Source organism: Halodesulfovibrio sp. MK-HDV (assembly GCF_009914765.1).
Classification (GTDB): Bacteria; Desulfobacterota; Desulfovibrionia; order Desulfovibrionales; family Desulfovibrionaceae; genus Halodesulfovibrio.
Genome location: NZ_WYDS01000005.1, coordinates 21,237 through 41,565, shown reverse-complemented (window position 1 = coordinate 41,565; position 20,329 = coordinate 21,237). Strand labels below are relative to the sequence as shown.

General features: G+C 45.7%; 23 protein-coding genes and 1 tRNA gene. 19 read left to right on the top strand and 5 right to left on the bottom strand.

What is annotated here, in order from left to right; genetic code table 11:
- Positions 1-146: 146 nt before the first annotated feature.
- From MKHDV_RS05145 to MKHDV_RS05130, 4 genes are read left to right on the top strand one after another with little or no spacing between them, the layout of a single operon-like run.
- Positions 147-1,124 carry an ABC transporter permease gene (locus tag MKHDV_RS05145; RefSeq protein ID WP_160712937.1) on the top strand — a complete coding sequence of 326 codons (978 nt, stop codon included), beginning with the start codon at positions 147-149 and terminating at the stop codon, positions 1,122-1,124.
- Positions 1,125-1,127: 3 nt separating this feature from the next.
- Entirely contained in the window at positions 1,128-2,039 is a 912-nt protein-coding gene (locus MKHDV_RS05140; RefSeq protein ID WP_160712935.1) for an ABC transporter permease, read from the top strand.
- Between the two features lie 6 nt (positions 2,040-2,045).
- The gene (locus MKHDV_RS05135; RefSeq protein WP_160712933.1) at positions 2,046-3,005 is read left to right on the top strand and encodes an ABC transporter ATP-binding protein; all 960 of its coding nucleotides are present in this window, start codon (positions 2,046-2,048) and stop codon (positions 3,003-3,005) included.
- Positions 3,006-3,008: 3 nt separating this feature from the next.
- Positions 3,009-4,037, top strand: a complete 1,029-nt coding sequence (locus MKHDV_RS05130; RefSeq protein WP_160712931.1) for an ABC transporter ATP-binding protein — start codon at positions 3,009-3,011, stop codon at positions 4,035-4,037.
- Positions 4,038-4,153: 116 nt separating this feature from the next.
- Here MKHDV_RS05130 and infA read toward each other — a convergent pair whose 3' ends face one another.
- From infA to MKHDV_RS05115, 3 genes are all read right to left on the bottom strand, one after another.
- Positions 4,154-4,372 carry a translation initiation factor IF-1 gene (gene infA, locus MKHDV_RS05125; RefSeq protein WP_160712929.1) on the bottom strand — a complete coding sequence of 73 codons (219 nt, stop codon included), beginning with the start codon at positions 4,370-4,372 and terminating at the stop codon, positions 4,154-4,156.
- A gap of 78 nt (positions 4,373-4,450) precedes the next feature.
- A tRNA-Met gene (locus MKHDV_RS05120) sits at positions 4,451-4,527 on the bottom strand.
- Between the two features lie 229 nt (positions 4,528-4,756).
- On the bottom strand, positions 4,757-5,419 hold the full coding sequence (locus MKHDV_RS05115) for a metallophosphoesterase family protein (protein ID WP_160712927.1): 663 nt from the start codon (positions 5,417-5,419) through the stop codon (positions 4,757-4,759).
- 215 nt (positions 5,420-5,634) lie between these two features.
- On the opposite strand from MKHDV_RS05115, the gene MKHDV_RS05110 reads away from it, so the two are divergent.
- The 15 genes from MKHDV_RS05110 to fliQ all read left to right on the top strand — a co-directional run bounded on the left by MKHDV_RS05110 (position 5,635) and on the right by fliQ (position 17,596).
- Positions 5,635-6,213, top strand: a complete 579-nt coding sequence (locus MKHDV_RS05110; protein ID WP_160712925.1) for a 5-formyltetrahydrofolate cyclo-ligase — start codon at positions 5,635-5,637, stop codon at positions 6,211-6,213.
- Positions 6,204-6,956, top strand: a complete 753-nt coding sequence (locus MKHDV_RS05105; RefSeq protein ID WP_160712923.1) for a polyphenol oxidase family protein — start codon at positions 6,204-6,206, stop codon at positions 6,954-6,956. The genes MKHDV_RS05110 and MKHDV_RS05105 overlap by 10 nt, the downstream gene beginning before the upstream one ends.
- Before the next feature lie 12 nt (positions 6,957-6,968).
- Positions 6,969-7,520, top strand: coding sequence for an aminodeoxychorismate/anthranilate synthase component II (locus MKHDV_RS05100; protein ID WP_160712921.1), 552 nt, complete (start codon positions 6,969-6,971; stop codon positions 7,518-7,520).
- A complete protein-coding gene (locus tag MKHDV_RS05095; protein ID WP_160712919.1) occupies positions 7,492-8,859 on the top strand; it encodes a chorismate-binding protein in 1,368 nt (455 codons plus the stop codon). Before MKHDV_RS05100 ends, MKHDV_RS05095 begins: the two co-directional genes overlap by 29 nt.
- Positions 8,856-9,623 (top strand): aminotransferase class IV, encoded by a 768-nt coding sequence (locus tag MKHDV_RS05090; RefSeq protein ID WP_160712917.1) that lies wholly within the window; start codon positions 8,856-8,858, stop codon positions 9,621-9,623. Before MKHDV_RS05095 ends, MKHDV_RS05090 begins: the two co-directional genes overlap by 4 nt.
- A 1,263-nt stretch (positions 9,624-10,886) precedes the next feature.
- Entirely contained in the window at positions 10,887-11,804 is a 918-nt protein-coding gene (era, locus tag MKHDV_RS05085; protein ID WP_160712915.1) for a GTPase Era, read from the top strand.
- Positions 11,805-11,923: 119 nt separating this feature from the next.
- Positions 11,924-12,658, top strand: a complete 735-nt coding sequence (locus MKHDV_RS05080; RefSeq protein ID WP_160712913.1) for a YggS family pyridoxal phosphate-dependent enzyme — start codon at positions 11,924-11,926, stop codon at positions 12,656-12,658.
- A 21-nt stretch (positions 12,659-12,679) separates the two neighbouring features.
- Positions 12,680-13,441, top strand: coding sequence for a motility protein A (locus MKHDV_RS05075; protein ID WP_160712911.1), 762 nt, complete (start codon positions 12,680-12,682; stop codon positions 13,439-13,441).
- A 34-nt stretch (positions 13,442-13,475) separates the two neighbouring features.
- Positions 13,476-14,345: a flagellar motor protein MotB gene (locus MKHDV_RS05070; protein ID WP_160712909.1), complete on the top strand. Its 870-nt coding sequence runs from the start codon at positions 13,476-13,478 to the stop codon at positions 14,343-14,345.
- Between the two features lie 3 nt (positions 14,346-14,348).
- Positions 14,349-15,077, top strand: a complete 729-nt coding sequence (locus MKHDV_RS05065; RefSeq protein ID WP_160712907.1) for a flagellar motor protein MotB — start codon at positions 14,349-14,351, stop codon at positions 15,075-15,077.
- Between the two features lie 35 nt (positions 15,078-15,112).
- A complete protein-coding gene (fliL, locus tag MKHDV_RS05060) occupies positions 15,113-15,592 on the top strand; it encodes a flagellar basal body-associated protein FliL (RefSeq protein ID WP_160712905.1) in 480 nt (159 codons plus the stop codon).
- Between the two features lie 41 nt (positions 15,593-15,633).
- Positions 15,634-16,158, top strand: a complete 525-nt coding sequence (gene fliN, locus MKHDV_RS05055; RefSeq protein ID WP_160712903.1) for a flagellar motor switch protein FliN — start codon at positions 15,634-15,636, stop codon at positions 16,156-16,158.
- Positions 16,151-16,585 carry a flagellar biosynthetic protein FliO gene (gene fliO, locus MKHDV_RS05050; protein ID WP_160712901.1) on the top strand — a complete coding sequence of 145 codons (435 nt, stop codon included), beginning with the start codon at positions 16,151-16,153 and terminating at the stop codon, positions 16,583-16,585. Before fliN ends, fliO begins: the two co-directional genes overlap by 8 nt.
- Positions 16,506-17,315 carry a flagellar type III secretion system pore protein FliP gene (gene fliP, locus MKHDV_RS05045; RefSeq protein WP_254060418.1) on the top strand — a complete coding sequence of 270 codons (810 nt, stop codon included), beginning with the start codon at positions 16,506-16,508 and terminating at the stop codon, positions 17,313-17,315. The genes fliO and fliP overlap by 80 nt, the downstream gene beginning before the upstream one ends.
- Positions 17,316-17,326: 11 nt before the next feature.
- On the top strand, positions 17,327-17,596 hold the full coding sequence (fliQ, locus tag MKHDV_RS05040; protein WP_160712899.1) for a flagellar biosynthesis protein FliQ: 270 nt from the start codon (positions 17,327-17,329) through the stop codon (positions 17,594-17,596).
- Positions 17,597-17,955: 359 nt separating this feature from the next.
- Here the strand turns inward: fliQ and MKHDV_RS05035 are convergent, their stop codons facing one another.
- Positions 17,956-19,281, bottom strand: coding sequence for a M99 family carboxypeptidase catalytic domain-containing protein (locus MKHDV_RS05035; RefSeq protein WP_160712897.1), 1,326 nt, complete (start codon positions 19,279-19,281; stop codon positions 17,956-17,958).
- Complete coding sequence (locus tag MKHDV_RS05030) at positions 19,281-20,126, bottom strand: M15 family metallopeptidase (RefSeq protein WP_160712895.1); 846 nt, start codon at positions 20,124-20,126, stop codon at positions 19,281-19,283. The genes MKHDV_RS05035 and MKHDV_RS05030 overlap by 1 nt, the downstream gene beginning before the upstream one ends.
- Between the last annotated feature and the right edge of the window lie 203 nt (positions 20,127-20,329).

Genomic DNA, 20,329 nt, shown 5'->3' with positions numbered 1-20,329 from the left:
TTTTAATGATGGATACAACAGGCATCGCCTGTACTACTCAGTTCTCCGCTACACAGCGCGAAACCACCTGAACCGACCTTTGTGCCGGTTCTCTTCGGTTTTAACAGACTGGGTTTTGGATTAACCTCTAACCCCCAACACCCCATATGTTTGCTTTTATTGTTCGAAGAGTGACGCAGGCGATGATCGTCATGGTTGTCATATCCATCATCGGGTTCGGTATTAAATATTCGTTCGGTGATCCAATACGAGAGATGGTCGGCATTAACGTTTCCGCTGCAGAGCGTGAAGCATACCGCGATCAACTCGGCTTAAATGACCCTGTTTTTGTTCAGTGGGTACGGTTTGTAAAAAAAGCAGTGCACGGCGACCTTGGCCGTTCGTTCTTTTACCGCAAACCAGCTACTGAAGTAATTTTGAAAAAAGCTCCTGCGACGTTAGAGCTGGTCATGGCTAGTGCCTTGATCGTTATCGTTCTTTCTGTACCTATCGGTATCTACGCAGCTGTTAAACCTCGATCATGGCTTTCCAGATTATTCATGGGCGCCAGTATCGTCGGGGTATCCATTCCTGTTTTCCTTACCGCACTGCTGCTGATTTATGTATTTGCGGTAGAGTTGCACTGGCTTCCGTCCTATGGACGCGGCCCGACAGCACAACTGTTCCCTGGCTGGGAAAGTAACTTTTTAAGTTGGAAGGCAATTAGACACCTCATCCTTCCATCTATCGCGCTGTCCTCAATCATGCTTCCTCTTTTCATTCGCCTCATCAGGGCTGAAATGGTTGAAGTACTTCAGACTGAGTACGTTAAATTTGCCCATGCGAAAGGTCTTAACCCGACCCGCGTTCTTATGGTGCATGCATTTAAAAACACCCTTCTTCCGGTTATCACCGTGGGTGGCGTACAGCTCGGTATTATGATTGCATACACAATCCTCACTGAAACAGTATTCCAGTGGCAAGGTATGGGCTTTATGTTCATTGAAGCGGTAGAGCGTTCTGATACGGCTTTACTTGTTGCGTACCTTGTTTTTGTTGGTGTTCTTTTTGTAATCGTGAACACAATAGTGGATGTCATTTACGGCCTGGTTAACCCTATGGTCCGTGTTTCGGGGAGGAAGTAATCCATGTGGCAAAAATTTAAGGATTCATACTTCTTGTATAGCTTCCGCCGTGACCCTGTTGCGGTCGGCAGTTTCCTTGTTTTAATGGTTCTTCTTGCAATGGCGATCCTTGCACCGCTGCTTGCAACACAGAACCCATACGATGGTGCGGCAATCGATCTTATGGATGCTGAAATTCCACCTATGTGGACTCCGGACGGAATGAGTTCTTTCTGGCTCGGTACTGATGCGCAGGGACGTGATATCTGGTCTACCATTTTATATGGTACTCGTATCTCACTTCTCATTGGCATTGGCGCAGTTGCCTTGCAGTCTTTCCTCGGAATCACAATCGGTCTAACTGCTGGGTACAAAGGCGGTCGTATTGACTCCTTCCTCATGCGTGTTGCCGATGTTCAGCTTTCTTTCTCATCCTACATGGTTGCGATCTTCTTTGGAGCAATTTTGCAGGCTGCATTGGGCGTGTCCCGCTATGCAGACGTTGCTGTTCCATTTCTGATTTTTGTTATCGGATTCTCTGAATGGCCACAGTACGCACGTACTGTCCGCGCTTCTGTACTCGCAGAGAAGAAAAAAGAATATGTTGAAGCTGCTCGCGTTATCGGTCTTCGGCCAACTCGAATTATGTTCCGCCATATTCTTCCGAACACACTGACTCCTGTTCTCGTTATTTCTACAGTTCAGGTTGCTAACGCTGTAATGAGTGAAGCTGCGCTTTCTTTCCTCGGGCTCGGTATGCCTGTTAACCAGCCTTCACTCGGCTCTCTCATCAAATCTGGCTTTGCCTACTTCATGAGTGGCAGCTGGTGGATTACCCTGTTTCCGGGACTTATTCTCGTACTGTTGGTACTTTCCATCAACCTGCTTGGCGACTGGGTCAGGGACTTCCTGAATCCAAAACTGTACAAGGATTAAGGGACAATGGAACACCTTTTAGATGTAAAAAATATGGTTGTTCAGTTTCGTATGCGTGACATTGCGCTTACAGCTGTAAATGACGTTTCGTTTTCTGTAGATAAGGGCGAACGCCTTGGTCTTGTTGGTGAATCCGGCGCAGGCAAATCTGTTACCGGCTTCTCCATTATCAATCAGATATCCAAGCCGGGCTTTATCGCCAGCGGTTCTGTAATATTCGAAGGTCAGGACATTGCTCAGATGAACAGCAAGCAATTGCGTTCCATCCGCGGCAATCGAATCTCCATGATTTTTCAGGACCCGATGATGACACTCAACCCTGTTCTGACTGTTGGTCAGCAGATGATTGAAACTGTGCTTGCACACAGTAAGTTATCAAAAAAAGAAGCTGAAAAAATCGCGTTGGAAAAACTGCGTAAAGTGTACATTCCTTCACCGGAAAAACGCTTAAAGCAGTACCCGCACGAATTTTCCGGTGGTATGCGCCAGCGTATTGTTATTGCAATTGCATTGCTGACAGACCCTGCGCTTATTGTTGCTGATGAACCTACTACTGCTCTCGATGTAACCATTCAGGCTGAGATCATGGATCTGCTTCTCGAACTTTGCGAGAAAGATAACATGGGTCTTATCCTCATCACACACGACCTTGGTGTTGTGTCTCAGGTTACAGAAAAGATTGCTGTTATGTATGCCGGACGTATTGTGGAGCTGGGCTCAACAGACACCGTCTGTTCTACCCCGACCCACCCGTACACTCAGGGGCTTATTGCAGCTTTACCGGACGGCGCTGAAGGCGACCGTCTTAACCAGATTCGCGGTTCAATGCCTAGCCTTACCAATATTCCTAAAGGCTGTGCATTCAACAACCGGTGTGACTACTGTAAAGACATCTGTTTTGAAGTGGTACCGGAGCTCGAACGTAAAAAGTCCGGCGTCCTTGCTGCCTGTCATGTAGTGGAGTAGGCGATGAGTAATACACCTCTTCTTAAAATTAAGAATCTAGTAAAACACTTCGATATTTCCGGCGGATTTCTTGATCAGCTCGGATTCGAAAATGGCAAGCTTACCCGTAAGAAATCTATTGTTCATGCTGTGAACGATGTGAGTTTTGAAATTCAGAAAGGTGAAACCCTTTCTGTTGTAGGTGAGTCCGGTTGTGGTAAATCAACCCTCGCACGTACCGTTATTGGTCTGTACGAGCCAACTGGTGGTCAGGTATTTTACCGCGGCGAGCGTGTGGACAATAAGTCCGGCGCAGACCGTAAGAAATTCCGTACCGCTGCTCAGATGATCTTTCAGGACCCATACGCATCTTTGAACCCGCGTATGAAAGTTTCACAGATTCTTGAAGAACCTGTACGCTTTCATTTTCCTGAATACACCGATGCGCAAGTAAAACAGCGTGTGGCAGACGTAATGGAACAGGTTGGTATTAATCCTGTTTGGGGCGTACGCTATCCGCACGAATTCTCTGGCGGCCAACGTCAGCGTATTTCCATTGCACGCGCACTTGTTCTCAAACCTGAGTTTATCGTAGCTGACGAGCCTATTTCTGCGCTCGACGTGTCCATTCAGGCACAGGTTCTTAACCTGATGATGGACTTACAGCGCGACCATAACCTTACGTACTTGTTCATTAGTCATGACTTGTCTGTTGTTGAGCATATCTCAAACAGAGTTGCTGTAATGTACCTCGGTTCCCTGTGTGAACTGGCAGACGCAAAAGAGCTGTTTGCTAACCCGCAGCACCCGTACACCAAAGCACTGTTGTCTGCGATTCCGCGTATGGGCAAAAAAGGCTTTTCTCACATTAAGCTTACCGGTGACGTTCCGACCCCGATCGACCTGCCTACAGGCTGTGTTTTCCATGGTCGTTGTCGCCTTGCCAACCAGCGTTGTGTGAACGAAGTTCCACATCCATTGACACTTGATAACGGTACACTCTGTGCCTGTCATGCTGTTCAGGAAGGCCGCTCAATGCATATTCCTTCATAGTTACAGGAGGAGCGTTGCTCCTCGCTATACTATAGAAATAACAAAGCCCGCTCTAATTTAATTAGAGCGGGCTTTATTCGTTACGCTTAAAAAAACGAACGCCTTATATGTCGAACCTAACGAGGACGGAAGGTAATACGACCGCGTGTGAGGTCATAAGGTGAAAGTTCTACAGTAACTGTATCTCCTGGCAGTACGCGAATACGAAATTTACGCATTTTACCGGAGATGTGGGCGAGACATTGATGACCATTTTCGAGGCGAACGAGAAACATTGCGTTCGGCAACGCTTCCATAACTTCACCGTTTACTTGAATGGCTTCTTCTTTTGCCATGTGCGATCTCCTTATCGTGAGTTAACGCCGGGAGTACATAACAGAATGACCCCCCTGCATAGCAGGGGGGTCAAATATTGGTAGCGGGGACAGGATTTGAACCTGCGGCCTTCGGGTTATGAGCCCGACGAGCTACCGAACTGCTCCACCCCGCGTCATAGCTTGTTTACGATGCGGTCCTTGCTCTGAAAGCAATTCCCTCTCGAGGTGGACATAACTATACGTGACGCCTGCAACTGTCAACATATTTTTTTGAAAAAAATACCTGCACTAAGTAACATGACACATTTATATCTATTAACATACTATATTCTTGAAACATCCACATAATGCAGACTGCACTCTATACATTTTTTTTATACACGCCCGCATCATACTGAGTCGCTACATCATGCAAAGTTCAGCATAAAGTGTAGAATCTTTAACTGTAATCTTTGCATATCCACCATCAGACAACATACCCGTATTAATTACGGTAGTTTTACCAATGGAATCTACAGAACGTGCTTCATGAATGTGCCCACACAGAACGAGCTGCGGCTGTGCCTTTTCAATAAATGCACGAATTGCTTTACTGCCAACATGCACGCCATTTCCAAGATCATCACAACTGGTATCAAACGGAGCATCGTGCACCACAACCACAGTTGCATCATACTGCATTGTTTTAGCATATGTTTCGTCCAGCCATTCACCAAGAGTGTCGTCTGGAGTCTCGGAAACTGTATTAAACGGGGTAATGCTGGAAGTTCCTACACCCATGATGGCAACTTCCGGTGTAAGCTCAGCAACAGAGCGATGAATATTACAGCCCTGCTCCTGCAAAAATTCTGTTACTTCCGGCTTATCCATATTCCCGATCTGTGCATAGATAACAGGATTGATGGAAGCTACAGCATCAATAACACGGCGAGCAGCAGGAATACCTTTTGCCATGGTCAAATCACCGCTGATGATTACCCCGCGTGCCTGCGCAAGCTCGGGAATGTCTTTAAGACGTGCAATCTCATCATGAATATCACCAATACAAATCCAAAAATCGCTCATATATAGCTCCGTAAGACACAGTATTTAAATAAATTATTTTCTGCACACATAGTTGACGTAAAAGAGATCATTTGCAACCGTTGGAAGCTATTTTTCTCTTTGAACGTGTCGTGATATATCAAAGCCGTTGAATATCTGCGATACAAGTGCTAGGCAGAGTTGAAGAGAATCTCATATTCTTTACCTAATTCTTAATCTTTCTTCAGGAGCGACCGGTGACAAAAGCAAAATTGCGCAAAAACCTCCTTGATCAACGAAAAAATCTTGATGAGCTTTTCGTACAGGAAGCTTCCATCCGCGCACAGCACCATTTAATGGCTGACGATGTGTGGAAAAAAGCACAGCAAGTCATCATTTATTCTCCTATCCGCAATGAAGTTCGGACAGATTTGCTGTTAAATGACATTTGGAGCTCCGGCAGAACGCTCCTTCTGCCTAGATGCGATGAAGAATTAGGCCAAATGTCCCTTGTCCATTGTGAAGGGGAACATGACCTTGAAGAAGGCACCTATGGAATTCTCGAGCCTCGCAGCCACTGCACTGTTATTGAATACAATTCTCCAAGCTTTACACCTTCCCTCATTATCGTTCCCGGCGTAGGGTTTGATATCGCCGGAAACCGGCTTGGATTCGGAGGCGGATACTACGACAGAATGTTGCATAAACCGGCTTTTAATCATGCAACCTTTGTAGGATTGGCTTATTCTTTTCAGGTAGTCCCAGCATTAGAATCTGACCCTTGGGATCAGGCAATGCATGCTTTATGTACCGAGGAGGCTTTGCGATGGCTTTAAACGGAATTGAATTTGCGTTCCCCGGCATTTCCCATGTGCGCTGTTTCTTTCAAAGCCGCCTAGGCGGCGAAAGCACCGGCGCGTTTATGTCCAGCAATATTTCTTTAGATGTGGGCGATAACCCAAAACACGTTGTATACAATCGTATACGCCTGCAAAAAGAATTGGGAATCCAGTCATGGTGCGAATTAAAGCAGGTGCATGATGACACGCTCGTCTTTGATCCACCGGAAACTCCCGCAGGAGAACCTGCAAAGCTGGAAGCAGATGGCAGTGCAACAGACAAAATTTCCAAAGCGCTCGTCATCAAAACAGCAGACTGCCAACCTATTCTTCTTGCGCACAAAAGCGGCAAATACATAGCCGCTCTCCATGTCGGATGGCGTGGAAACCGCATTGCGTTCCCCGTTTCCGGAGTACGCAATTTTTGTAAGCAATACGGTATTAAGCCCGTCGATGTTTTAGCAGTCCGTGGCCCGAGCCTTGGACCTGCCGAGGCACAGTTTGTTAATTTTGAGCATGAATGGGGCGTGGAGTGGGCGGACTGGTTCAGCAGAAAAACAAACACAATGAACTTATGGCAGCTCACCAAACATCAACTTCACCTTGCCGGACTTCCGGAAGAGCAAATTTTCGGTCTTGACCTTTGTACCAAAACGCTTGAAGACGAATTTTATTCCTACCGTCGGGATAAAGTTACTGGCAGACAAGCTGCCGTTATCTGGATTGAGCAGGAACTGTAGCAGGAATAAATAGTGCGCATTGTATTAGTAGACAACAACGACAGCTTCACCCGAAACCTTGAGCATCTTCTGGTTACGGCAACTTCCTTCGTTCCGGACATTCTTTCGTACGGCAAAGACGGAGCTGCATTATCAGCGTGCTCATTAGAACAATACGATCTAATTGTTATTTCTCCCGGGCCCGGTCATCCTGTCGAATACGATGCATACGACTGTGTATTTGAAAGTGGTAAACCCGTGCTCGGTATCTGTATGGGGATGCAGATCATCAATCACTATTACGGCGGTACGACCGATAGACTGCCAAATTGTGTGCACGGCAAAACAGACTTGCTTGAAATAGATGGCGAGTTACGAACAATAGCCCGCTATCATTCACTATATCTTTCTTCCATTGGAGAAGGATTAAGAGTAACGTCCACTTTGTCAGGAACAGAGATTCCTATGATTATTGAACATGAAAACCGCCCTATCATGGGGCTTCAGTTCCATCCTGAATCGTTCTTAACGGAACAGGGTGAGTGGTACATTCACCATGCAACGCGCTTTTTCGGTCTTTCTTGAAGCAGGCAAAGTGCAGCGACAGAAACTTGCTGCACTATTTAATGGATTCGCAACCATTTTCGACGCGGATATGTTTTTGTCCGGCGTTACTGAAGAAGATGCACCGCTTCGCCGTTCTGCGAATACGTGCATAATCGGCATAGATCCCACGACAGAACTCATTGTTCAACCGGAAACCACCAGAGATCAGATAAAATCCTTCTGTTTTGATTCCGGCAACGAAACTCTCGGGTACCTTTCCTACACTTACGGATTAAAAGAGCGCGGGATAGCGTCCGAAAAAAAGAACGAACTGCCGCTGGGACACTTCCGCCAATACGAAATCCTCATCACCGTCAATCTCTCCACAGGCTTCCTTGAGTGCTCAGCATTAGAAACAGCGGACAAGCGCAGGCTGCAACGCCTTAAAAACTTATGCACCACGCCACCTCTCAGCACAGAACTACTTCCTGAAAGCGCAACATTTTCTACCCCGACGCCTTCCATGAGCAAAACAGAGTACATCGATGGTGTGAAAGCCGTACTCGAACACATTCGTAACGGTGACACCTACCAGCTTTGTCTTTCTTCTTCCTTTTCAATGACCGTACCGGAAAACTTCAGCACATCCGTAATCTGCACCAGTGACAACAAAAAGCAGTGTGATGCCATCGGACTATTCATGCATTTATGGCAGAACTATCCGGCAGCATATTACGCATGGTTTTCTTCAGAAGATGCAAAGATCATCTCCACCTCCCCTGAATGCTTCCTGCGTGTCGATGATGGCTTAATTACTTCCGAACCGATCAAAGGCACCATTGCTTTCGACGAATTTTCAGAAGAACTGCTCACAGAATTGCGCGAGTCACCAAAAGAAAGTGCCGAACTTTCCATGATAGTCGATCTGGTTCGCAACGATATTTCCACACACTGTGAGTACGGCTCTGTAACCGTAGAGCGCCACAAAGACATTTTCACCGTAGACAATATGCTGCAAATGTATTCCGTCGTGCGCGGCACGCTTAAGGCAGAATCCACATGCCTTGATCTTCTTTTTGATGCGTTCCCCGGCGGCTCCATAACGGGATGTCCGAAGTTACGAACAATGACGATTATTGAAAAATTAGAACCGCACAGCCGTGACCTCTACTGCGGCAGTTTTCTCCATATTAAAAACCCAACTACAATGAATTCAAGTATTGCAATTCGTACCGGATGGTTTACACATGACCATAGTGGAATACAAAAGTTCCGGTATTTTGCAGGAAGTGGGCTGGTAATTGATTCAGTTCCGGAGCTAGAATTTGAAGAAACTATCGCTAAAGCTGAAAAGTTTCGAAAGGTGCTATCTACATGACCTACTACAGAGCCGGTGAATACCATGACGACGGAGTAACGCAAAATATTGCTGCTCCGTCTTTTCGTTTTGGAGCAGGAATCTTTGAGACCATCCTGTTTAACGGAAAAAGCCTATGTTTTTTCAACCAACATCTAGACCGGATGGAAAGTTCGCTTGAAAAGTTGGGATTTATTGTCCCGCAGATAGATTTTGCTGAGCTTACAATGGAAGTTATTAAGCGGAACAACCTTAGTGACCAAATTGCTCGTGTTAATATTTTTGGACTCATTGATGAAAACGAGGCTGTAGACCCTGTCATCACTGCTGCGCCCTACACACCACTTTCGGAAAAACAGTATCGTGTCTGCACCGTCACCGACGGAGTTCAGCATCCGCTGCTCGGGCATAAGACAATGAACTACATGTACAACTGGCTTCAACGCCGTTCCGCCATCAAAAAAGGGTACGATGATGCTGTGCTGCTTGCACGCGACAATCTCGTAACCGAAACCACCACAGCTGCGCTCCTTTTCGGAGACGGGGAACGATTCTGCCTGCCGGGCGGCAAAATGAAGCTTCCGTCCATTGCACTTGAAGCAGCACGATCAATCCTGCCTATTTACGACTGTTCTGTGCGCTCGTATTCTTTAGGGAACTTCAGATACGCTTACGTACTCAATTCTCTCATAGGCATGCGACCAGTAACTGCCATCAACGGCACCATGTTCATGCCGGATGAGCCAAGTTGCAAAGCCGTTACTGAAATAATCTGCGGTTGCTAGGGCTTTTTTTGTTTTTGTTTTTGTTGCCTCCGGCGGCGCTTCCAGCAGGTTGCCTCCGGCGGCTTAAGAACCCTTTAAAAAGGGCTTCTTAAGAATCTCCTAAATTTTTTATCTGCGAGGCCAGCACGTTTCTTACGAGGCTCGCGGCTACGCACCACTACCTTTCATAAATAAAAAAGGCTGTTCCAATATAGTGGGACAGCCTTTTATCGTTCAAAACTACTCTTTTTCATTTTCTGACAACTTTTCTTTACTCGTTATACAAAAAGCACGCGGTCACATCTCATGTGTTTTAATCTTCCTTGGTTCCTTGGTTCCTTGGTTCCTTGGTTCCTTGGTTCCTTGGTTCCTTGGTTCCTTGGGAAGTTTGTTTTTTATCCATCAAATGTCACAAACATTTTTTCAGGGTATTAACTTGCTCGCACTTCTTTCCCTGTTCCTTATTCACCAAGTAGATACTTTTAAGCGGTGTGTAGAATCTTTTCTCATCAGTTTTCGTGCTGTTTTTCGTACCACACGCTGCCTTGGGCTCCAGATAGTTGACCCTGCACGTACCGCTCGGAAACAGGTGAGAAAAGATTCTGCACTCCGTCACCACTTCATTATCACTCATTCGAGCATCTCTTCTTTCAAGTATTACTCTTCAAATTTTACTATTCAAATTTTGCTATTCATTCCTCAATCTCTTTTCCACTCTTTGACTCGATAATTTGACTCAGCACAGTGTTTTTCTACCACATATTCACGCTACTTCAGCCTAAACAGCAGCAATCTCTCTCCCAAAACCCCTGCTAATAAAAACACAAAAGTTAACGAAACGAGCAGTTACACCCCTATCTATAGGTATTTACTCTCATTTAAGACAGAAAACTTGCTATTTCGTATATATGAAACCGTTATACCATTTGCCGCTCTACATAATTCGCGTTACAGTCAGTTATTGCGCACAACGTCTTCCGCTTGCGGTTTTACCGCTTGTTGTGAGCAACAAGACATTTTGACGACATGTCACTATGTCCAGACGCTCCTGCCAGCAATGGCTGAGAGTCTCCTCACGCAAGGATGCAGAAATTCTAGCTAGATTCTGCATCCTTGCTTCGATTCCCCCTACGCCTCATCCAGCCCGAACTTTTCCATAATCTTCCATTTGCTGTATTGCCTCAACGAGCGTATGTTCGAATATGACTTCTTGACTTTATACGAAGTCCTATTACACATCTAAGCAAACTAATTTGTCAGAAAATTGATGGAGAAATATATAATATGAGTAACACAGAACACCGCTGCGGTTGGGTCGCCATGATGGGACCTCCTAATGCGGGTAAATCAACTATGCTTAACGCATACTTAGGGCAGAAAGTAGCTATCGTTACCCCTAAGCCACAAACTACCCGAAATCAGGTCAGCGGTATCCTGTCCAGCCCAGATTCCCAGGTTATCTTTATGGATACACCTGGTATTCACCAGCTTCGTGGTAAAATGAACAAAATTTTACTGCAGACTGCATGGCACACCCTTAGTGGTGCGGATGTAGTTATGGTGGTTCTGGATGGTTCACAGTACGTCGACCGTCCTGGTACATTTGATAGAGATATCGAACCGTTGAAAGAAGCAATTCTCAACGAAAAACGTGCTGTGGTAGTTGCTGTCAACAAAGTGGACAAGTTCCGCGATAAAGCTAAGATGCTTCCGCTTCTCGAAAAGCTGAGTGCTCTTTGGCCTAACGCTGAAGTTTTCCCTGTTTCTGCAATGCGCAGAGATGGCCTTGATCCTATGCTTGAGTACCTTAAGAAGCACCTTCCTGTTTCTGAAAAACTCTACCCTGAAGACCAGCTCTCCACTGTACCAGTACGCTTTATGGCTGCTGAAGTTGTACGTGAAAAGCTCTTCATGGAACTGCGTCAGGAACTTCCATACAACTGCGCTGTTGAAATTGAAAAATGGGATGACACCGGCGAACGAGTATTCGTTAACGCTGTTATCTACGTTTCACGCAAGAGCCATAAATCTATGGTAATCGGCGCGCAGGGTCAGAACCTTAAAAAGGTCGGCACTGAAGCACGTAAAGAGCTTCAGGAAATGCTGCACCAGAAAGTTCACCTTGAACTGTGGGTAAAAGTACGCGAGGGATGGACTGAAGACGTAGGCTTTATGCGCCTTCTTGGTCTTTCTTCTTCCTAGCTGCTCCACATCAGCGAACATAGGCGGCTTTTGCCGCCTTTTTTATTAGGGGTGTCAAAACCCCGTACTTACTTTGACCGGCGAGGGGTAATAACCGCCGGAAAAATGGATAGAGAACTATGAATGAATGTCATGTTGACGGTGCTGCAATTATTGCCCGTTACGATACTGTCGTTGAAAAAGTGGCGGATGCTGCCCGTAAAGCGGGACGTAATCCTGAAGATGTAAAGCTCATTGCTGTATCTAAACGCCACCCTGCCGAATCTATTAAAATTCTCAACAAACACGGCCAATTAGACTTTGGTGAAAATTACGTTCAAGAGGTTCTTGCTAAGCAGGAAGAGCTCGCTGAACTTACCATCAACTGGCACTTTATTGGCCATTTGCAGTCTAAAAAAGCCAAAGATGTTGCTGGGAAATTTGCCCTTATTCACTCCATCGATCGTTTGGCCTTGGCACAAAAACTGCAAAACCGCATGGAGATGCTTCCCGTTTCCGGTTTGGACGGTGAGAAAAAAGTTCAGGATATTTTGCTTCAGGTTAACATTGGCGACGAAGCACAAAAATCCGGCGTTGATAAAGACGGACTTTTTGAACTTGCCGAAAAGGTTGCAGCATTTCCACTCCTGCGTATCCGCGGATTAATGGGAATGCCACCAGCATCTTGTATTGCAGAAGAGGCACGTCCTTTCTTCAGCAATTTGCGCGAACTGCGCGATGAGCTTTCAACCCGCATTGGCGTTCCTATGGAACACCTTTCTATGGGGATGACACAGGACTACGTGCAGGCAATTGAAGAAGGCGCCACATTTGTACGTATAGGAACAGAAATTTTCGGCCCGCGTCCTTATTAACACGCGAAAAAAGAGTATTCTATGGATTTGGCAACGGTTCTCGGGATAGTAATTTCCTTCGGTCTGGTTCTCTCTGCTATCATGATGGGTGGCAGTCTTCTTATCTTTGTTTCCGTACCGTCACTACTTATTGTTATGGGCGGAACCATTGGTGCAACGCTTGTAAACTATCCGCTTAAGCGCGTTGTTTCCGTAATAAGTGTTTTCAAAAAAACACTTTTTGCTCAAGATTTGTCCCCGCAGGAAACAATTGATCAATTCAAAGATTACGCTGACCGCGCTCGTAGAGAAGGTATCCTTTCTCTTGAACCAATCATCAGCGGCATCGAAGACCCGTACCTTAAAAAGGGTTTACAACTGACCGTCGACGGCCTTGAGCCGCAGGCGATTCAGGAAATCTTAGAATCTGAAATTGCCAATACAGAAGCCCGCCATAGCGACGGGCAGGATATTCTTAAATCATTCGGTGAATACGCACCGGCACTGGGCATGATCGGTACAGTTATCGGCCTTGTTCAGATGCTGCAAACCATGAGCGATCCAAGCTCCATTGGTCCTGCTATGGCGGTTGCGCTTATCACCACCTTCTACGGCGCATGTCTTGCTAACCTTGTGTTCATTCCTATGGCTGGCAAGCTCAAGTCTCGTAGTAACTCCGAAATTCGTATTAAAGAAATGCAGCTCGAAGGCGTGCTTGCAATTTCTCGTGGTGAAAACCCGCGTATTATTCAAGAAAAGCTTTCTTGTTTCCAGGCAATTGGCGACCGTCTTGATGCTGCATAGCAGCTCCCATACTTCATCGTAACGGGAGTACGTAATGGCTAAACGTAAAAAGAAACAAGAAGAAGGCGGCGGCGCCTCCTGGCTCATCACGTTCTCAGACATGATGACCCTCATGCTTACATTCTTCGTATTACTTGTAAGTATGTCGGTTACGGATGAGAGACGAAAGCTGATTGTACTGACGTCCGTTACTGGCGCGTTCGGTGAAGGTAATGGCAACCTGAACCCCGCCACTCAGACTGATGCTCAGCGTATTGTTGATCCGGGACCGATGGAACTGAAAACTGATGATCTCTCTCCACTTAAAGACCTTTTGTGGGAAGATGACAAAGAAGACTTGAACTTTCAGGAAAACCAGTATGTTCAAATTTTCTCCATCAGCGAAGATGTTCTATTCACCCCAGGCACCACGCAATTAAGCAACAGAGGTGTTGTGCTGTTAAACCGCATAATGCCTTGGATGCTGCGGATCAAACATCCGCTGCTGCTTGCCGGACACACATCCGCATTGCGCGATGAAGCCGGTAAGAAATATGAAGTTTCCTTTACGCGTGATGCAGAGCTTTCCCCAACATGGAACCTCTCTTTCATGCGCGTAATGAGCGTCTACACTTACCTGAAAGGACGCGGAATCCCTACAGACCAGATGATGGTGGAGGCTTTTGCCAACTATCATCCACGCTGGAGTGATAACAATCCGAAAGGTAGAAAGAAAAACAGACGCGTAGATATTGTGTTGGATAAACGCAATATGCAGTGGATCAAAAAGCTTGAAGACTTAACCCGCGGAGCGCCAAAGAAGAAAAAGGAATTTGATTTCAAAGATTTCAAATTTGATCTTAGCGTAAACGATGGCGGAGACAGGGTTTCCAGTGTATCCGGTTCAATGCAGGACGGAGTATAACGAATGGCTCGTGAAAAAAAACAAGAAGAACCGGAAGGCGTCCCTGCGTGGCTCATCACCTTCTCTGACCTTGTGACCTTGCTGCTCACATTCTTTGTACTCATTCTCAGTATGTCTTCTATGGATAAGACAATGCTTATTGAGATTAACCCGTTCGAACGCGGTTTGGGAGTTATCAACTACCATGGTTCTGGACGAGTGCCGCAGCGCATTAAACTTATCTTGGAACTTGTAGCTGATCCAAAGTCTGCTTTCGAACAGCGAGACAGAATTAAAGACTTGTTATTTCCGGAGGACGTACTGCCGCCGGATATTGACATGAGTACGTTGGATCGTAACTTACGCATCCTTCAAAAGCCGGAAGGCCTTGCAATTGCCCTTACAAATGATCTCGTTTTCAAACCGGGCAGTTACGAGTTAACCCCTTCTGCAAAAAAACTACTCTCTCAAGTAGTGCTGATGTTGCAATACACATCCGCAGATACAAACATTTCCGGTCATGCAGATAATACAGGTCGCAGCAATGCAGCCAACTATCCACTTTCCGGAAAAAGAGCGATGGCTGTACTCGAATACTTTTTGGCAACAGGGCTACAACCGAGACGTTTTTCAGTAAGCGGATACGGTGCAGACAAGCCACTTGAGTCGAACGCGACAGAGTACGGACGTGCGCAGAATAGACGAGTAGAGATTTTGATTAAAACAACCCAGCGTCTTGGACGCTACTCATAAGAGATTGCTGCAAGAAACTGCAAAGGAGCTGTATCGTGATTGAAGAAGGAAAAGATCAAAATAAAAAAAGCGGAAAGATGAAATGGGTCATCATGCTTTTAGTCCTTCTGCTTCTGGCTGGCGGCGGGTACTTCGCGTACACAACGTACTTCCAGAATTCTACCGAAACGGCGGACCCTCAGGATGTCCAGCTTGAAGATATTGATCCAGCTGATTCACAAGTGGTCACCCTGCCAAGTTTCCTTGTAAACCTCTCTGACCCGCTCGGGCGACGCTACATCAAGCTTACTCTTGATGTTGAAGTTGCCAGTTCGGATGCTGCACAAGTACTGGAAACCTCAAGCGCAAAAGTGCGTGATGCAGTTATTCTGCTTCTTTCCAGCAAGTCATACGCAGACCTTGCTTCTCTCGAGAGCAAAATCTTGCTTAAAAATGAACTGGTGACCCGACTCAACCAGATTATTGGCAGCTCTAAAGTTGTACGTGTGTATTTTACAGAACTGGTTATCCAGTAATTTAACTAGCTATTACTCCCTTTCAGATAAGGAAGGTTACTATGTCTGAAGACGTGAATCAGGATTTACTGGCTGAACAGTGGGCGGCAGCTCTTGAAGAGCAGGATGATGAACCTACAGCTGGCGCAACTCAGAATATGAGTCAGAACGAAGCGCTTGCAGAAGAATGGGCAGCAGCACTTGCCTCTGAAGAACAAGAAGTTATTCAGAAGGAAAAAGAGCAGAGCGTACTCTCCAGCAAAGCTCACGAAGCTGAGTTCAAGGATTTGACAGAGGATGCAAAAGCCATCCGTCCTGAAGCTGGAAAGCACGAACTCGACTTCATTCTGGACATTCCACTTGATGTTTCCGCAGAACTCGGTCGTACCCGTCTGCTCATCAACGAACTGCTTCAGCTTGGTCAGGGTTCTGTTGTTGAACTCAACAAACTAGCAGGTGAACCACTTGAAATCTTTGTTAATGGCAAGCTTGTCGCTCGTGGCGAAGCTGTTGTTATTAACGAAAAATTCGGTGTGCGCCTGACTGATATCATCAGTCCGATCGAAAGGGTTAAGCAGCTTGCATAACATTTTTGTGACAGCAGCCCATGCGGCTATCGATTCTTCCGGTGATATCGTCAACGGAACGTCGCCCGCTGTCCCTGAAGTGGTAGGCTGGGGAAGCTATGTTCAGTCCATCGGCATCCTGCTGCTACTTTTAGGTGGGCTCTACGGACTGCTCTGGTTTGTTAGAAAAGTTGGCATGAATAAAGGCTTTAGGGGCAAAAAAGGCGGCGAACGCACCTTGGATGTGGAAGAACGATTCCACCTTGCTCCTAAAAAGCAATTAGTCGTGGTACGCTTCTTGAATAAAAGGCTATTACTGGGGGTCACAGACCACCAGATCAACCTTTTATCTGAAACGGAAGCGGAAGATGACTCTAGCCACTCCTCTGACTCGGAAGAATTTAAAAAATTTATGGGGCAGCTCCGCAACGCGGATTCTGACTCTTAGTGCTTTATTACTGCTGGTTCCCGCTGTAGCGTTTGCTGCGCGGGACCTTGCAGTGCCATCCCTTTCGCTGGCATTAGGCGCAGGTCAATCAGAACCGGAGAATGTATCCGTTCTGTTGGAAATCCTGTTCCTGCTCACTATTCTGTCACTGGCACCAGCCATTATGCTGACAGTTACCAGCTTTACCCGCATCATCATCGTTTTTTCCTTTTTGCGTCAGGCATTAGGAACGCAGCAGCTGCCACCGTCTCAGGTTCTGGCAAGCCTCGCTATTTTTATGACTTTCGTCATCATGCGCCCTGTGGGCATGGCAATTAACGATAATGCACTGCAACCCTACCTAAGCGAAGAAATAGGCTTCACAGTAGCTCTGGACGAGGCACAAAAGCCTCTTAGAGAGTTTATGTTTAAGCATACACGCGAAAAAGATCTTTCTTTGTTCTATTCCATCAGTAAAATGGAAAGACCAAAATCAAAGGTTGAAGTTCCTACCATGATGCTGGCAGCAGCCTACGTCATCAGCGAGCTTAAAACAGGCTTTACCATCGGCTTCCTCATCTACGTACCGTTCCTCATAATCGACATGGTTGTTTCGAGTATCCTTCTCGCGATGGGTATGATGATGCTGCCGCCAATGATGGTTTCTATGCCGTTTAAACTGCTTCTTTTCGTTCTGGTAGACGGCTGGAGCCTGCTCACCGGCTCTCTCGTTAACAGCTTCCTATTGTGAGGATATGAAACATGACACCCGAATTCGTTATCGGCTATGCCCGTAAAGCAATCGAGCTTACGCTCATGATCTCGCTGCCTATGCTGCTCGTAGGTCTTATTGTCGGTCTGATCGTATCCATCATTCAGGCAGCAACACAGGTACAGGAACAAACCCTGACCTTTGTGCCTAAAATTATCGCGATCTTTGTATCGCTGCTCATAGCATTCCCGTGGATTATGGAGAAAATGACCTCGTTTACTCGCGAAGTCTTTATGAATATTCCTAATTACATCCGCTAACGACTATATACAAAAATTGCCTCCGGCGGCTTAAGAACCCTTTTAAAAAAGGGCTTCTTAAGAATCTCCTAAAACTTTTATTAGCGAGATACGCCCGTTGGTTACAACACTTCGCGGCTTATGCTCCATTACCTTTCTGCTAATAAAAAAGGGCTGTCCTTCATATGAAGGACAGCCCTTTTTCTATTCAAGTCAGTGGAATAAAGCCGCGTCAGAAAATATTCTACGGGCGTTTTTCGCATAATAAAAGTTTTTGAAGGGGGTCTGGGGGAAACTTTTCCTAAAAAGTTTCAGCCCAGCCGTCGGAGACAATAGTAAAAAGCGTCGCAGACCTGCCGGAGGCAGCTCAACGTAGACTGCTACCGTACAGCAAGCGCGTTGTTTTTGGTAAACCGCACGAGCACCATACCGGAGAACTTTTTACCGCGATATACTTCGACACGATACACACGTCCGCCCTTATCGAGGGAAAAACGTTTCGCAAGATCTTTCTTTCGTACGAGCACATCTGATTCTGCGCCTTTATTCGGTGCCACGTATCCAATAATATTGAATCGATAGCCTTTCAAAGAACTAACGCTAAAATGACTGCCCACGTCGATGATGGTACCCATGGAGACTTCTTGGTCTCTTCCGTCCACAGTCAACTGTAATGAAGAAAGACTGTCATCGAACTCAAAGAACTGAGGCGACAGGTTCGTCAAATTTCTGTTCCCGTAGTAAACCTTGTAGCCGTTCGGGGCATCAACCATGGTTAACAGCGGCTTGGATGCTTCAAACTTGTTCGCTAAACTTTTGTTCATAGGAACGTATTTGAGATACTTACGAACATTATCCAGTTCGAGCTGTAATTTTCCGCCGTACATTGCCAGTTTAACCTGACTGAACATGGCTTGTTTGATCGAACGCGGGTTCATATCAAAATCGCGTGAAAATTCAACACCAGCCTGCCTCAAGAAAGATTCAAGCACTGAAAGATGATAGTATGTACGAGTCGGTGTCATAAAAGACTTACTGGCTTCGATACCGAAAGCAGGCTTACCATGTTTAATGGCATAGTAGGTAAGCGACTTTTCCATTTCATGATCACCTTCGCGAGTGCGGGTGTTCTTCAAATGAAGTTTGTCACTCTTTTTAAGCAACTCGGTGTTCGCTTTTTTGACAGCAATCCGTGCCATGCTGCTCAGATCACCAAATTTTGGATGCGTTATCGCTTCCTGATCAATAATGACGCACTGTCCCCAGTAGCGAGGATTGTGTAACTTATCGATGTATTTTGGACTATAAAATCCGCTACCGTCGTGCAGGTTAAGAACCATATCGACTTTGTCATTACGGATAATTTCTTTTATCCGCTGAACGGAAGAATAGTCCGGATCTTTCTTATCAAGCATTGCAAATTTACGGTTCATATCGCCGTATGAGCCACGGGAACTTTTGATAATGCTCAAAAAGTTTAAGTTTGGAACAACCCACACGTTGCCCTTGGTGATCTTGTAGTGAGAAACAATCATACCGGCAGCACTAAAACCACCCGGCTCATCACCCTGAATACCGCCAACAACAAGAATTGTTGGCCCCTCAGCATCGCTACCAAGCTTATGCAAAGAAAAATCTAACGGATTCTGCGCAAAGGCAGACACCGTCATCATGAGAACAAATATAAATGATAGTAACAGTCGCATTATAAATTCACCTTAACATGCCAGGGTTCATACCGTACTCCCAGCAAATTTTCTCTGGGGTATCGCAGTGTCAGATAACCAAGCTTGCTTAATTTGCTGAACACAGGAGTTTCAGTAAAACGGGAGGTAAAATTTGATTTTCCGTATTTTCGCTGCCCAACATCAAAGTCACTGATGCCGTGGAAGGAGTAGCCCGGAGGAGCTAACGAGCGTGATGCCAAAGACAAATTCCCACCGTTACTGCTCGCTTTCATGAGGAACAAGTGGAATTGTTTCACCACACCGCGCACGCCGGATGTCAAAATCACATCAGAAGAGAGAGCACTTTTTATTTCTTTCCACACCTCAAATGGGTGTCCCCTAAATACATAGTGCCCGCTGTTGCGAATTTTAATGACATTCTTGCGTTTTATGGTCTGGGTAAATGCAGTAATAGGTTTATCACCGTAAAAACCTAATACACTAGCATCGTAGTAAAATATTTTTTCAAGAAATGCCTTTTCTTTATCGGAGAACGCGCCAACGCGTGAGTACTGTTTTCCAATAGTAAAGGCCTGATCAACACTAACAAGATTAAAATTTCCGTATCCGACTGTGCGCATCACACGAGTAATTCTTGTCGTACACTCTTTAAGCAGCTCTAACTCTTCATCTTTAAGCACAACATCGTCGGGATGCGCAGAATCAAAATGACTCATCTTCGAAATGTAGTCTTTTACATGCAAATCAAACTGACCATGCTCTTCTTGAAGATCCGTCTCGATCAACTCAGCAGCAAAAGCATTGCATGGTATTGCAATCGCAGATGCAATACAAATATGTCGTAAAAAAGATCGCCTGTTCATACGTCACTCGTGGGAAAAATACATGCACCACAGCATTATTGCCGTTTATTTCAAAAGAGAACTACGTTATTTCACGTAAAAATTAAACCCCGATGATCATCCTTTAACAACTTCAGTTTGCACTGCGCACGCTACTTCTAATAGTAATATCTTGTAAAAGTACACTCCATAACTTTTGCATTAAAGTAATACCTACAATTACA

What these genes read in the sequence shown, in the direction of transcription:
- MKHDV_RS05145 (WP_160712937.1), top strand. Translation starts at nt 147, where the DNA reads ATGTTTGCTTTTATTGTTCGAAGAGTGACGCAGGCGATGATCGTCATG.
- MKHDV_RS05140 (WP_160712935.1), top strand. Translation starts at nt 1,128, where the DNA reads ATGTGGCAAAAATTTAAGGATTCATACTTCTTGTATAGCTTCCGCCGT.
- MKHDV_RS05135 (WP_160712933.1), top strand. Translation starts at nt 2,046, where the DNA reads ATGGAACACCTTTTAGATGTAAAAAATATGGTTGTTCAGTTTCGTATG.
- MKHDV_RS05130 (WP_160712931.1), top strand. Translation starts at nt 3,009, where the DNA reads ATGAGTAATACACCTCTTCTTAAAATTAAGAATCTAGTAAAACACTTC.
- infA (WP_160712929.1), bottom strand. Translation starts at nt 4,372, where the DNA reads ATGGCAAAAGAAGAAGCCATTCAAGTAAACGGTGAAGTTATGGAAGCG.
- MKHDV_RS05115 (WP_160712927.1), bottom strand. Translation starts at nt 5,419, where the DNA reads ATGAGCGATTTTTGGATTTGTATTGGTGATATTCATGATGAGATTGCA.
- MKHDV_RS05105 (WP_160712923.1), top strand. Translation starts at nt 6,204, where the DNA reads ATGGCTTTAAACGGAATTGAATTTGCGTTCCCCGGCATTTCCCATGTG.
- MKHDV_RS05095 (WP_160712919.1), top strand. Translation starts at nt 7,492, where the DNA reads ATGCAACGCGCTTTTTCGGTCTTTCTTGAAGCAGGCAAAGTGCAGCGA.
- MKHDV_RS05090 (WP_160712917.1), top strand. Translation starts at nt 8,856, where the DNA reads ATGACCTACTACAGAGCCGGTGAATACCATGACGACGGAGTAACGCAA.
- era (WP_160712915.1), top strand. Translation starts at nt 10,887, where the DNA reads ATGAGTAACACAGAACACCGCTGCGGTTGGGTCGCCATGATGGGACCT.
- MKHDV_RS05080 (WP_160712913.1), top strand. Translation starts at nt 11,924, where the DNA reads ATGAATGAATGTCATGTTGACGGTGCTGCAATTATTGCCCGTTACGAT.
- MKHDV_RS05075 (WP_160712911.1), top strand. Translation starts at nt 12,680, where the DNA reads ATGGATTTGGCAACGGTTCTCGGGATAGTAATTTCCTTCGGTCTGGTT.
- MKHDV_RS05070 (WP_160712909.1), top strand. Translation starts at nt 13,476, where the DNA reads ATGGCTAAACGTAAAAAGAAACAAGAAGAAGGCGGCGGCGCCTCCTGG.
- MKHDV_RS05065 (WP_160712907.1), top strand. Translation starts at nt 14,349, where the DNA reads ATGGCTCGTGAAAAAAAACAAGAAGAACCGGAAGGCGTCCCTGCGTGG.
- fliN (WP_160712903.1), top strand. Translation starts at nt 15,634, where the DNA reads ATGTCTGAAGACGTGAATCAGGATTTACTGGCTGAACAGTGGGCGGCA.
- fliP (WP_254060418.1), top strand. Translation starts at nt 16,506, where the DNA reads ATGACTCTAGCCACTCCTCTGACTCGGAAGAATTTAAAAAATTTATGG.
- fliQ (WP_160712899.1), top strand. Translation starts at nt 17,327, where the DNA reads ATGACACCCGAATTCGTTATCGGCTATGCCCGTAAAGCAATCGAGCTT.
- MKHDV_RS05035 (WP_160712897.1), bottom strand. Translation starts at nt 19,281, where the DNA reads ATGCGACTGTTACTATCATTTATATTTGTTCTCATGATGACGGTGTCT.
- MKHDV_RS05030 (WP_160712895.1), bottom strand. Translation starts at nt 20,126, where the DNA reads ATGAACAGGCGATCTTTTTTACGACATATTTGTATTGCATCTGCGATT.